Annotated in this window: 10 protein-coding genes; 7 read left to right on the top strand and 3 right to left on the bottom strand. The window is 32.5% G+C overall.

Annotated features, from left to right (window positions below; genetic code table 11):
• Positions 1-102: 102 nt before the first annotated feature.
• Together H0I23_RS01035 and trkA are read right to left on the bottom strand one after the other, a co-directional pair.
• A complete protein-coding gene (locus tag H0I23_RS01035) occupies positions 103-1,593 on the bottom strand; it encodes a TrkH family potassium uptake protein (RefSeq protein WP_216784624.1) in 1,491 nt (496 codons plus the stop codon).
• Positions 1,593-2,942 carry a Trk system potassium transporter TrkA gene (gene trkA, locus H0I23_RS01030; protein ID WP_216784623.1) on the bottom strand — a complete coding sequence of 450 codons (1,350 nt, stop codon included), beginning with the start codon at positions 2,940-2,942 and terminating at the stop codon, positions 1,593-1,595. Before trkA ends, H0I23_RS01035 begins: the two co-directional genes overlap by 1 nt.
• Before the next feature lie 263 nt (positions 2,943-3,205).
• Between trkA and ubiE the strand changes: the two genes are divergently transcribed.
• Both ubiE and H0I23_RS01020 read left to right on the top strand, forming a co-directional pair.
• A complete protein-coding gene (gene ubiE / locus H0I23_RS01025) occupies positions 3,206-3,934 on the top strand; it encodes a bifunctional demethylmenaquinone methyltransferase/2-methoxy-6-polyprenyl-1,4-benzoquinol methylase UbiE (RefSeq protein WP_216784622.1) in 729 nt (242 codons plus the stop codon).
• A gap of 3 nt (positions 3,935-3,937) precedes the next feature.
• Positions 3,938-4,636 carry a porin family protein gene (locus tag H0I23_RS01020; RefSeq protein WP_216784621.1) on the top strand — a complete coding sequence of 233 codons (699 nt, stop codon included), beginning with the start codon at positions 3,938-3,940 and terminating at the stop codon, positions 4,634-4,636.
• A gap of 3 nt (positions 4,637-4,639) precedes the next feature.
• On the opposite strand, the gene H0I23_RS01015 is transcribed toward H0I23_RS01020, so the two are convergent.
• The gene (locus H0I23_RS01015) at positions 4,640-5,362 is read right to left on the bottom strand and encodes an RNA methyltransferase (protein ID WP_216784620.1); all 723 of its coding nucleotides are present in this window, start codon (positions 5,360-5,362) and stop codon (positions 4,640-4,642) included.
• Positions 5,363-5,404: 42 nt separating this feature from the next.
• Between H0I23_RS01015 and H0I23_RS01010 the strand changes: the two genes are divergently transcribed.
• The 5 genes from H0I23_RS01010 to H0I23_RS00990 all read left to right on the top strand — a co-directional run bounded on the left by H0I23_RS01010 (position 5,405) and on the right by H0I23_RS00990 (position 12,885).
• The gene (locus H0I23_RS01010; RefSeq protein ID WP_216784619.1) at positions 5,405-7,975 is read left to right on the top strand and encodes a BamA/TamA family outer membrane protein; all 2,571 of its coding nucleotides are present in this window, start codon (positions 5,405-5,407) and stop codon (positions 7,973-7,975) included.
• A 156-nt stretch (positions 7,976-8,131) separates the two neighbouring features.
• Positions 8,132-9,199: a class II fructose-bisphosphate aldolase gene (gene fbaA / locus H0I23_RS01005; protein WP_216784618.1), complete on the top strand. Its 1,068-nt coding sequence runs from the start codon at positions 8,132-8,134 to the stop codon at positions 9,197-9,199.
• A 39-nt stretch (positions 9,200-9,238) separates the two neighbouring features.
• Entirely contained in the window at positions 9,239-10,099 is an 861-nt protein-coding gene (accD, locus tag H0I23_RS01000) for an acetyl-CoA carboxylase, carboxyltransferase subunit beta (RefSeq protein ID WP_216784617.1), read from the top strand.
• A gap of 77 nt (positions 10,100-10,176) precedes the next feature.
• Positions 10,177-10,446 (top strand): 30S ribosomal protein S15, encoded by a 270-nt coding sequence (rpsO, locus tag H0I23_RS00995; RefSeq protein ID WP_216784616.1) that lies wholly within the window; start codon positions 10,177-10,179, stop codon positions 10,444-10,446.
• Between the two features lie 183 nt (positions 10,447-10,629).
• Positions 10,630-12,885, top strand: a complete 2,256-nt coding sequence (locus H0I23_RS00990) for a polyribonucleotide nucleotidyltransferase (protein ID WP_216784615.1) — start codon at positions 10,630-10,632, stop codon at positions 12,883-12,885.
• Positions 12,886-12,900: the final 15 nt, after the last annotated feature.

Here is a 12,900-nt window from a genome sequence, read left to right as displayed (position 1 = left end):
TTTATTTATTGCAAAAGCGCCTTACAAATTATGTAGGCGCTTTTTTTATGCATTATATTCTTAATTACTAAGCTTCTTTTAAATAAAAAACTATTAAATATATTATACTTTTTTCCAGAAATATGGTGTAAACAAAATAAGTACCGTAAAAAGCTCTAACCTACCTAACAACATTAAAAAACCACACCACCACTTCCCTAAAGCTGGCAAGCTATTAAAATTACTTAACGGGTTAAGAGAACCCAAGCCAGGCCCTACATTACCTAATGATGATGCCGAACCTCCAATAGCCGACTCAAAATCTAAGCCAAGAGCCCCTAAAACAAGTGAACCTATTATAAACATCAACATATACAAAACAAAAAATGCTATAATATTATATACAATATGCTCTCTAACTGTTTTGTTATTATACCTAACGGGTATTACTGCGTTTGTATGCAATGTTCTTTTAAACTCTAATAAGCCATTTTTTATAATTAACAAATGCCTCATAACTTTAATTCCCCCAGATGTAGAACCTGCACAACCACCTAAGAAAAATAAACCGAAAAAGAATATCGTTAAAAAGTGAGTCCAGTTAGTAAAGTCTGCTGTTACAAAACCTGTTGTTGTTATCACTGACAAAACCTGAAATAAAGAATGCCTAAAAGCGCTTTCCCACTCCCCTAAAACCATTGGGTAATAGTCTGAAGACGGAACATTTGCTTTAAAATAGACAACTAACGAGGCTACAATAGTGAAAGCAAATACAAAAATACTATAATACTTAAACTCCTCATCTTTAAGTATTTTTTGCACTTTACCTTTAAAAGCATAATAACTTAAAACAAAGTTACTACCCGCTAAAAACATAAACAAAATAATAATATATTGTATTAAAGGCTGATCATTCCAATACGCTGTACTTAAGTTTTTTGTAGAAAAACCACCTGTTGACAATGTTGCTAGAGAATGATTTATAGCATCAAAGAAAGACATTCCCGCAAGCTTTAATAAAATAGTTTCAGCTACTGTATATCCAAAATAAATTAACCACAACCTTTTTGCTGTATCTGTTATACGTGGGTGAAGCTTATCACCACTAGGACCCGGAGCCTCAGCTGCAAAAAGTTGCATACCACCAATACCTAGTAATGGTAAAATTGCGATTGCTAAAACAATAATACCCATTCCCCCTATCCAATGTGTTAAACTACGCCAAAACAAAATACCTTCTGGCAGTACTTCAATATCATCTAAAATAGAAGCTCCCGTTGTAGTGTAGCCAGATATTGTTTCAAAAAATGCATTTGTAAAATCAGGTATAGCTCCAGAAAACATGTATGGCAACACACCAGATAGCGACATTACCAACCAACCAAAAGTTACTATAATATAACCTTCTTTTTTCTTAACCTCTTTTTTATGATCTCTGGTTAAAAACATAGAAAGCACACCAACTATCATAGTTACAATAGCTGCAAAAGTAATTTCTAAGGTTACACCATCATCATATATACCACTAAATAAAGCAGCTAAAATCATGAAACCACCATTGCAAAGCAACAAAAGTCCCATTAGATGAAAAATAATCTTGTAATTAAGATTCATTAAAGAAACATTTTTTCGATTTTAGGAATTGCACTCGGAAGACAACACACTACAACTCTATCTCCTTGAGTAATCTTAAAATCACCCAATGCAATAATCCCATTTCCATCTTGTATAACACCACCAATTGTAGCATCTCTCGGGAAATCCAATTCTTTTATAATTTTACCGTTCACTGCTGAATCTGGTTTAACTATAAATTCTAAAATTTCGGCATTTAAATTATTCAGCCTAGTCATAGCAACAACCTCACCTTTACGAATATGTCTAAAAATATGATTTGCTGCTAAAAGTTTTTTATTAATTAAAGTATCAATACCTATTGAATGTGATAATTGAAAATAATCCATATTTTCAACTAAGGCAATCGTTTTTTTAATGTGTTTAGATTTTGCAACCAAACAAGACATTATATTAGTTTCAGAATTACCTGTAACTGCAATAAAAGCATCCATAGACTCTAGATTCTCTTCCTCTAGCAATTCTACATTTCTACCATCACCATTAATAATAAGTGCATTTGGTAAATCGTCTGATAAATCAAAAGCTTTTTCTTTTTTACTTTCAATCAGCTTTACGTTAAAACTTTTAGCACAAAGATCTCTAGCCGTTTTAAACCCAACTTTACTCCCCCCAAGAATCATGACGTTTTTAATGTCTTTCTTAACCATTCCGGTCAACTTATAAAGCTCTTCAACCCCTTTTTTAGAAGTTATAAAATATACTTGATCCTCTTCTTTAAAAACAGTATCACCTCTTGGTATTATTGTATATTGAGTTCCTGTACGCTGTAAAGCGATAGGCATAAAATGAAGCTTAGGAAAAACTCTTGCTGCTTCTTTCACCATTTTACCAACAAAAGGAGCTGATTTAGGTAACGAAACACCAACCATTATCAAAGCACCATCTTCAAACTCGTACGTATCATTAAATGCTGATTGATTTAATAATAATTGAATTTCAGTAGCCGCTAACTCTTCAGGAGAAATTAACTCATCAATTCCAAGTTTTTTTAAATCTACAATGTCTTTATTTTTTTTAAATTCCGTATTCGAAATTCTGGCTATGGTACGCTTACATCCCATTTGTTTCGCCAACATACAAAGTAATAAATTTGTAGTTTCTGAGGCTGTAACACCAATAACCAAATCAGATTTTTCTACTTGTGCATCTTGTAAAACCGAAACAGATGTAGCATCTCCTTTTAAAACCCGAATATCTAAATGTGAATCAGCATAAGCCAGGCTCTCTTTAGCACAATCTATTAGTGTAATATCTTGGGATTCGTATGAAAGTAATTTCGCTAAATGAAACCCAACTTCACCTGCACCTGCTATAATAATCTTCATTTGTTGAAAAAATTGTTTTCCATAAATCTGTACTATATCTTTTTAAGAAAATTGAGATTTAAATAAATTGGAATATCCCAGAATGGTAAAAATATTTGTAAAGCGTCTTTTTAAAAGTTGTAAAAATTACTGTGCAAAATTACATAATTTTATTCTGTTGCAATTTAATCCATCTAGTAAAAAACTAAATAACATCAAGTTTATTGCACAACATAGCTACAATAAGCAAATTCGATATTGTATCTTTGCCAAAAATTGCAGTCATGAGTAAAAAAGTTACTCCTTATAAAGATTCTGATTTAGGTAAAAAAGAACAAGTAACTCAAATGTTCGATACCATATCAACCAACTACGATGGACTAAATCGTGTAATTTCATTTGGTATTGATATTAAATGGAGAAAAAGAGTTGTTAATATATTAAAGAAAAAAAATCCTTCTTCTATTTTAGATATTGCTACTGGCACTGGTGATTTAGCAATTAATCTTGTAGAAACTGGAGCCTCCAAAATAGTTGGCTTAGATATTTCACCTGGTATGCTATCTGTCGGGAAGAAAAAAATTGCACAAAAAAAATTAGATAACACCATCGAAATGATTGTTGGTGATAGTGAAAATTTACCTTTTAACGAAAACACTTTTGATGCAATTACAGTAGCTTTTGGTGTTAGAAATTTTGAGAATTTAGAAATTGGTTTGTCTGAAATATACCGTGTTTTAAAAACAGGAGGCACATTGGTAATACTAGAAACATCTGTACCTACTAAGGCTCCTTTTAAACAAGGCTATAATTTTTATACAAAAAAAATAATGCCTAAAATCGGAAAAATGTTTTCTAAAGACAATTCTGCTTATGAATATTTATCAGAATCTGCCTCTGTTTTTCCTCATGGAAAAATTTTCAACAATATTTTACAAAAAATTGGGTTTATAGATATAGAGAACAAACCCCAAACACTTGGGGTGGCTTCTATTTATGTAGCTACAAAGTAAGTTATGAAAAATATTTTTTTCTTATTAATAGGTTTATTGTTATGTCTATCTGCGAATGCTCAGTTTAATGAAAGGCCTATCATAAACATCGAAAATGAAGATGAAGCTCTTTTAAACTGGGGTTACTACTTAGGCTTTAACCAATATGATTTTAAGTTTGATTATAAAAACAATCCAACAAACGGAGACAATTTAGTATCTACTAGCACAGGTTTTAATGTCGGGTTAATTGGAGAGTTAAGAATTAATGAATTTTTAGACGTTCGTTTTGAACCTGGATTATTTTACACCCAAAGAACAATTGGGTTTCCTGGTTTTATTGACGAAAGAGATGCTATTAGAGAAGTAAAATCTACCTATATAAATTTCCCTATTCTATTAAAAGTTAGTACCCGAAGATTAGGTAACTGGAAACCTTTTATTGTCGGTGGTTTTTCTAATTCATTAAATTTAGGTAGTAACGAAGAAAGCCTTGATGATAATGAAAGTGGCACTTTTAGAATGAAAAAAAATGTTTTCAATTGGGAGCTTGGTTTCGGTATCGATTTTTATACAGAATATTTTAAATTTTCACCATCGATTAGAGGTGTTTTTGCTATAACAGATGAACTTGTACCTGATAACGACCCTAATAGTCCGTGGACAGGGAATTTGAATGCGATACAAACTAGAGGTGTTTTTGTGAATTTTACTTTTGAATAAAAATTAAGACCTTCTAATTTCATTTAATAAAATAGCGGTTGCTGTTGCTACATTTAAACTCTCAGTAGTTTTAATGCCAAACTGAGGGATTGCTATTTTTTTAGTTATTGCTTTTTCAACCTCAGCTGAAATTCCATTAGCTTCATTTCCCATTACCAAAATTCCTTTTTTAGGCAACTCAGTAGTATACACAGAAGCTCCATCCATAAAAGTACCATACACAGGTATCGTTGCTGTTGCTAAAAACTCAATCAAATCAGTATAAACTAAATTAACTCGAGTAATAGACCCCATTGTTGCCTGTAGTACTTTTGGGTTGTAACAATCTACAGTATTAGCACCGCAAACTAAATTTTTGACTCCAAACCAATCGCAAAGACGAATAATTGTACCTAAATTTCCTGGGTCACTCACAGCATCAAGCGCCACTATCCAATCATTCAAATCTACAGTTTCCGAAATAGGAATTTTAAACACACCTAAAAAACCATTGGGCGTCGCCAAACTACTTATCTTTTTTAAATCAACTGCGCTTATTAATTCTGATATATCACTATATAAAGCAACAAACTCTTCGTTTGTGCTATACAAATAGTGTACTTCTAAACTAGAATTTAATAATTCTAATATTGTCTTTTTACCTTCAACGACAAATAACCTATGTAGATTTCGGTTTTTTTTGAGCTGCAAGCTTTTTATAAGTTTTATTTGGCTTTTACCAACCATACAAATAACGTATTTTTGATTTTTAAGAGAATCTATTAGAGTTTGAAAAACAATACTGTAAAAATAGTCTTATTATTTTTAGCTTTCATAATCACGTCTTGCAATGCTCTAAAAAGAGTTGAGGATGATGAGCTTCTTCTCATTGGCTATACAATTAAAGCTAATGAAGAAAAGGTTAAAGACGCTAATGTAAAAAGTTTTATTTCTCAAAAACCAAACAGCAAATTACTAGGCTACCCACTTAGGCTTAACTTATATAATTTAGCAAAAAAAGATCCCGATTCATCATACCAAGTTTGGTTACATAAAAAAGAAAAAAGGGAAAAGAGGCTTGAAAATCTTATTTCAAAAAAACAATTAGATAGTCTAGGTGAATCTTTTGTAGTAAAAGGTTATAGTGAGTGGCTAAAAAAAATAGGAGAAGCACCTGTAATAATTGATACCGCTATAACAAATAAGTCGTTAAACAGAATAAAAGCATATTACGGCAATAGAGGTTATTTTAATACCACAGGAGGTTATCAAGTAGATAGTTCTAAAAGAAAAAAAAGAGCTACAGTTACTTACAATCTAAATCTCGGCAAGCCATTTATAGTTGATACTACTTTTAGAAAAATCGCATCTCCTGCTATAGATTCTATTTATCTTTTAAATAAAAAAGACTCCTATATCGATGAAAATACGCAATTCGACCTTACCAATTTTAATAATGAAAGAGAGCGTTTAACTGACCTATTTAGAAATACCGGCGTTTATAACTTTCAAGAAAGCTCTATTTTTTACAATATTATATCAGATACAACTGTAACCGCTGATGATCAAAAAATGGAAATTCAATTAAATATTGATAATCTTAAAAAAAGAGGCGATACAAGTAAAACTGAATATAAGGTGTATAAGTTTAATGAAATTAACATTTATGCAGATCACCTATATGCAAATAAACCTGGTGAGCTCGATTCTATTTCTTATGACGGTTTCAAGATACTCTATAAAAGAAAATTAAAATATAAGCCAAAAGCACTTACTGACGCCATTTTCTTAAAAAAAGACAGTATTTATAGAGATATTAACAGAGTAAGAACGTACCGACAAATTACGAGTCTTAATAATTTTAAATACCCCACAATAGAGATTATTCCTGACAGCAGTAATGCAACTTTAAAAACCAACATTTACTTGAGCGCTAGAGACAAATACTCTTTTGGTTTTGATGCTGATATAACAAGGTCTAACATTCAATTTGCTGGCCTATCATTTACACCAACCCTTACTGTCCGTAATGTATTTGGAGGTGCAGAAAATTTAAGCATTTCAGGAAGAGCTAATATTGGAGCTTCAAGTGACCCAAACATTACTGATACTCAATTTTTTAATATTTTAGAATTTGGTGGTGATGTTACTTTAGATTTTCCGAGAATTTGGATGCCTTTTGTAGATACAAAAAAAATTATACCCTTTTACATGTTACCACAAACTAGAGTAACCGTAGGTACTAGTTTACAAAAAAACATAGGCTTAGATAAGCAAACATTTAATGCTATTTTGGGTTATAATTGGACACCAAAAACCGAAGTCAAAAACCAAATAGAATTATTAAACATACAATATGTTCGCAATGTAAATCAAGATAGATTTTACAATGTATACCAAAACAGTTATAGTAGATTAGATAATATTGCTGATGATTATGAAACTGAACCTTCACTGACTAGCTTTTACGATGATACTGATGACACAGGTAGATTACGACTAACTATACCTGATGGAACAACGGGTTTTACTAATGCCATTTTATCAGGTTCTGTAGCATCAACAGAAGACGATTTTAGCCAAGTCAGAAGTCTTGAAGAACGAAGAGATCGATTAACACAAAACAATTTAATATTTACAACCAACTACTCTTTTTCTAAAAGCAACAAAGCAACCTTAACAGACAATAGCTTTCATCAATTTAAATTTAAACTAGAAAGTGCTGGTAATTTTCTTTCAGCCATATCTGAAGTTATAAACTTTGAAGAAGATGAAAATCAAAATAAATTAATTCTAGGAGTTCCATACTCTCAGTATGTAAAAACAGAATTCGATTATATAAAACATTGGGAGCTATCACCTTCAAACGTTTTGGCTTTTCGAAGCTTCTTCGGAATTGCTGTACCTTTTGGTAATTCAGACAACATACCTTTTGCTAGAAGTTATTTTGCAGGTGGCTCATACGACAACAGAGCTTGGAGTCCATACTCATTAGGACCAGGAAGAACAGATAATGAAAATGATTTTAATGAAGCAAATTTAAAAATTGCATTGAACTTAGAATATAGGTTTCCTATAGCTGGTAATATAAAAGGAGCTTTATTTGCTGACGGTGGAAATATTTGGAATGTATATGACAATGTAGAAGACCCTGATGCGACATTTAACGGAATAAGTTCATTAAAAGACGTTGCCTTAGGAACAGGTTTCGGCGTCCGTTATGATTTTACTTACTTTGTTTTCAGAGTAGATTTAGGATTTAAAACCTATAATCCGGCAAATGAAATATCAAAAAGATGGTTTAGAGATTTTAATTTTTCAGATTCCGTAATACAAATAGGTATTAATTACCCATTCTAAACAATAGTTTTAAGCGTATCGTATTTCGAAAACGTTATAGATAAATTTATATGTGATTACAAGCTTGTTTAGACACAAAAACATAATAAGCTCTTAATAATTTTATTACTTTTGCCTAACAACTTTAGAATATAACTAATTTAACAAAATTAAATTATGGCTCATAATATCAAACCAGGTGTTGCAACTGGAGATCAAGTACAAGAGGTATTTAACTATGCTAAAGAAAAAGGCTTTGCTTTGCCTGCAGTAAATGTTATCGGATCAGATACAATAAATAGTGTTTTAGAGACTGCAGCAAGTTTAAATGCTCCTGTCATCATTCAATTTTCTAACGGAGGTGCTCAATTTAACGCTGGTAAAGGATTATCTAATGATGGTCAAAAAGCAGCTATACAAGGTGCAGTAGCAGGAGCTAAACATATACACCAACTTGCAGAAGCTTACGGAGCAACTGTAATTTTACATACTGACCACTGTGCTAAGAAATTATTACCTTGGATAGATGGACTTTTAGATGCTAGTGAAGAACACTATGCCGCTACAGGAAAATCTTTATTTAGCTCTCATATGATAGATTTATCAGAAGAGCCTTTGGAAGAAAACATAGCAATCTGTAAAGAGTACCTTACAAGAATGGCTAAAATGGAAATGACTTTAGAAATAGAGTTAGGTATTACAGGTGGTGAAGAAGATGGTGTTGACAACTCTGATGTTGATGATTCTAAATTATATACACAACCCGAAGAAGTAGCTTATGCTTACGAAGAACTTTCAAAAGTAAGTCCTAGATTTACAATTGCAGCTGCTTTTGGTAACGTTCATGGTGTTTACAAGCCTGGCAACGTAAAATTAACTCCAAAAATATTAAAAAATTCTCAAGAATATATTTCAAAAAAATACAATGTAGAGCATAATCATATTGATTTTGTATTCCATGGTGGTTCAGGTTCTACAGTTGAAGAAATTAGAGAAGGTATTAGCTACGGTGTAATTAAAATGAATATCGATACTGATTTACAATATGCTTTCTTAGAAGGTATTCGTGATTATGTTCAAGATAAAAAAGATTACTTACAAGGACAAATTGGCAACCCTAACGGTGCTGATGAGCCTAATAAAAAGTTTTACGATCCAAGAGTATGGTTACGTGAAGGGGAAAAAACTTTTATTACACGTTTAAAAAAGGCTTTTGAAGACCTTAATAATGTTAACACACTTTAAAACGTTAAAACAATCCGTTTTTAATTAAATATTCAATGTATGTCGTCTTGGTTTAAGAGAAAAGAAAAAGGAATACAAACAGCAACGGAAGAAAAAAAAGACACTCCTAAAGGTCTTTGGTATAAATCTCCAACAGGTAAAATTGTTGAGTCAGATGAACTAGCAAAAAACTTTTATGTAAGTCCAGAAGATGATTACCATGTAAGAATTGGTAGTAACGAATATTTTCAAATACTTTTTGATGATAACAAATTCAAAGAATTAGATGCTAAATTAAGTTCTAAAGATCCTTTAAAATTTGAAGACACTAAAAAATATGCTGAGCGTTTAAAAGCCGCTCAAGCAAAAACAGGACTTACAGATGCCGTAAGAACTGGTGTTGGAAAATCACTAGGAAAAGATGTTGTTATTTGCTGCATGGATTTTGCTTTTATTGGCGGATCAATGGGTAGTGTTGTCGGAGAGAAAATTGCACGTGGTATTGATCAAGCGATAAAAAAGAAAGTACCATTTATAATGATTTCAAAATCTGGTGGTGCTCGTATGATGGAAGCTGCGCTTTCATTAATGCAATTAGCTAAAACATCAGCTAAATTAGCACAACTTGCTGATGCAGGCCTACCTTATGTATCATTATGTACCGACCCTACAACTGGTGGTACCACAGCATCATATGCTATGCTAGGTGACATAAATATTTCTGAACCAGGCGCCTTAATTGGTTTTGCTGGCCCAAGAATTGTAAAAGATTTTACAGGTAAAGACCTTCCTGAAGGTTTTCAAACAGCAGAGTTTTTATTAGAGCATGGGTTTTTAGATTTTATATCACATAGAAAAAATTTAAAAAGTAAAATAAACCTATACATTGATTTAATTCAAAATAATCCTGTTAGGTCATAATAAAATTTATAGTATCTTTGCAAACTGATTGAAAAACTCAATCATATACATAAAAATCATTTAAAAATAATATTGGAATGTATTTAACAAAAGAAGTAAAAGCTGAAATTTTTAAAAAACACGGAGGTGTTGAAGCAAACACAGGTTCTGCTGAAGGACAAATTGCTTTATTTACACACCGTATCAACCACCTAACTGGGCATTTAAAAAACAACCGTAAAGATTTTAACACGGAACGTTCTTTAGTAAAACTAGTAGGTAAAAGAAGAAGCCTTTTAGATTATTTAATTAAGAAAGATATTACAAGATATCGTGCTATAATTAAAGAATTAGGAATTAGAAAATAATTTCAAAAGGGAAGCTTTATGCTTCCCTTTTTTTATAAAAAGTCCTTAAGGCGTTAAGGCACAAAAAGCTTGCACATAGTTTTTCATTGGTCGCACAACTACACAGCACAACAACTGTCCGCCTTGATACGGCAAAGACCAAAGTTTAACTAACTTGTATAAAGCAGGTTATAAATCAATTTTATGATTCCAAAAGTTTTTAAAGAGGTTATAGACCTTGGCGATGGAAGAGAAATTTCTATCGAAACCGGAAAATTAGCAAAACAAGCTCATGGTTCGGTTGTAGTACAATCAGGAAAATGTATGTTATTATGTACAGTTGTTTCTAACTACAAACAAAGTGATGTAGATTTTTTACCGTTAACAGTAGATTACCGTGAAAAATTTGCAGCAGCAGGTCGTTACCCAGGTGGTTTCTTTAAAAGAGAAGCAAGACCTAGTGACGGTGAAGTGTTAACAATGCGTTTAGTGGATCGTGTTTTACGTCCATTATTCCCAAAAGATTACCACGCTGAAACACAAGTTATGATTCAATTAATGTCTCATGACGATGATGTTATGCCAGATGCAATGGCAGGTTTAGCAGCATCAGCAGCTATTCAATTATCTGATTTCCCATTTGAGTGTCCAATCTCTGAAGCAAGAGTTGCACGTGTTAATGGTGAATTCGTTATTAACCCAACTAGAGCTCAATTAGCAGAGTCTGACATCGATATGATGATTGGAGCATCGGCTGATTCTGTAATGATGGTTGAGGGTGAAATGGATGAAATTTCTGAAGAAGAAATGGCAGATGCAATTAAGTTTGCTCATGAAGCTATTAAAGTACAATGTGCTGCTCAAGTAAAATTAGCAGAAGCTTTTGGTAAAAAAGAAACACGTGAATACACTGCTGAAAGAGAAGATGCTGATTTAGCTAAGAAAATTCATGATATGGCATACGATAAAGTATATGCTATTGCTAAAGCAGGTTCTTCTAAAAAAGAAAGAAGTACTGCATTTTCTGAAATTAAAGAAGAAATTAAAGCAACTTTCTCTGAAGAAGAATTAGCTGATTATGGTGATTTAGTTTCTAAATATTACGCTAAAGCTGAAAAAGCTGCAATTAGAACTTTAACATTAGATGAAGGTTTACGTTTAGATGGTCGTAAGACTGACGAAATTAGACCAATCTGGTGTGAGGTAGATTACTTACCATCAACACACGGTTCTTCTATTTTTACTCGTGGAGAAACTCAAGCATTAGCAACAGTTACTTTAGGTACTTCTAGAGATGCTAATAAAATAGATATGCCATCTTATGAAGGCGAAGAGAATTTCTATTTACATTATAACTTCCCTCCTTTTTGTACAGGTGAAGCTAGACCATTAAGAGGAACATCTCGTAGAGAAGTTGGTCATGGTAACCTAGCGCAACGTGGTTTAAAAGGAATGATTCCTGCTGATTGTCCTTACACAGTACGTGTTGTATCTGAAGTATTAGAATCTAACGGTTCTTCTTCAATGGCAACTGTTTGTGCTGGTACAATGGCATTAATGGATGCTGGTGTTCAAATGACAAGACCTGTTTCTGGTATTGCAATGGGATTAATTTCTGATGCAGAATCTGGAAAATACGCTGTATTATCTGATATTTTAGGTGATGAAGATCATTTAGGAGATATGGATTTTAAAGTTACAGGTACTTCAGATGGTATTACTGCTTGCCAGATGGATATTAAAGTAAAAGGATTAAGCTACGAAATTTTAGTGAATGCACTAAAACAAGCTCGCGAAGGTCGTTTACATATATTAGGTAAAATTACTGATACTATTTCTGCTCCAGCTGCAAGCGTAAAAGATCACGCTCCAACAATGGTTACTAGAAGAATTCCAAACGAATTTATCGGTGCTTTAATTGGTCCAGGTGGTAAAGTAATACAAGAGATGCAAAAAGAGACTGAGACAACTATCGTTATTAACGAAGATCCAGTAACTGAAGAAGGTATCGTTGAAATTTTAGGTGTTGGTAATAAAGGTATTGATGCTGTTATGGCAAAAATAGATTCTTTATTATTTAAACCTACAGTTGGTAGTGCTTACGAAGTGAAAGTAATTAAAATGTTAGATTTTGGTGCAGTTGTAGAATATGCTGAAGCTCCAGGAAATGAAGTTTTATTACATGTATCTGAATTAGCATGGGAACGTACTGAAAATGTATCTGATGTAGTAAACATGGGTGATGTTTTTGATGTGAAGTACTTCGGTGTAGATCCAAAAACACGTAAAGAAAAAGTTTCTCGTAAGGCATTGTTACCAAAACCAGAAGGTTATGTAGCAAGACCACCAAGAGATGACAAACGTTCTGGTGGACGTGATAATAGAGGTTCTCGTGACAACAGAAGTCGTGATAACCGAAATGACGATAGAAAACCAAGAGAAGATAAGAAAGAGGATTAAAAAACACCTCTCTTT

The organism is Cellulophaga sp. HaHaR_3_176, from assembly GCF_019021925.1.
Classification (GTDB): Bacteria; Bacteroidota; Bacteroidia; order Flavobacteriales; family Flavobacteriaceae; genus Cellulophaga.
This window is presented reverse-complemented; position numbering and strand designations above follow the sequence as displayed.

What these genes read in the sequence shown, in the direction of transcription:
- rpsO (WP_216784616.1), top strand. Translation starts at nt 10,177, where the DNA reads ATGTATTTAACAAAAGAAGTAAAAGCTGAAATTTTTAAAAAACACGGA.
- H0I23_RS01020 (WP_216784621.1), top strand. Translation starts at nt 3,938, where the DNA reads ATGAAAAATATTTTTTTCTTATTAATAGGTTTATTGTTATGTCTATCT.
- trkA (WP_216784623.1), bottom strand. Translation starts at nt 2,942, where the DNA reads ATGAAGATTATTATAGCAGGTGCAGGTGAAGTTGGGTTTCATTTAGCG.
- ubiE (WP_216784622.1), top strand. Translation starts at nt 3,206, where the DNA reads ATGAGTAAAAAAGTTACTCCTTATAAAGATTCTGATTTAGGTAAAAAA.
- accD (WP_216784617.1), top strand. Translation starts at nt 9,239, where the DNA reads ATGTCGTCTTGGTTTAAGAGAAAAGAAAAAGGAATACAAACAGCAACG.
- fbaA (WP_216784618.1), top strand. Translation starts at nt 8,132, where the DNA reads ATGGCTCATAATATCAAACCAGGTGTTGCAACTGGAGATCAAGTACAA.
- H0I23_RS01035 (WP_216784624.1), bottom strand. Translation starts at nt 1,593, where the DNA reads ATGAATCTTAATTACAAGATTATTTTTCATCTAATGGGACTTTTGTTG.
- H0I23_RS01015 (WP_216784620.1), bottom strand. Translation starts at nt 5,362, where the DNA reads ATGGTTGGTAAAAGCCAAATAAAACTTATAAAAAGCTTGCAGCTCAAA.
- H0I23_RS00990 (WP_216784615.1), top strand. Translation starts at nt 10,630, where the DNA reads ATGATTCCAAAAGTTTTTAAAGAGGTTATAGACCTTGGCGATGGAAGA.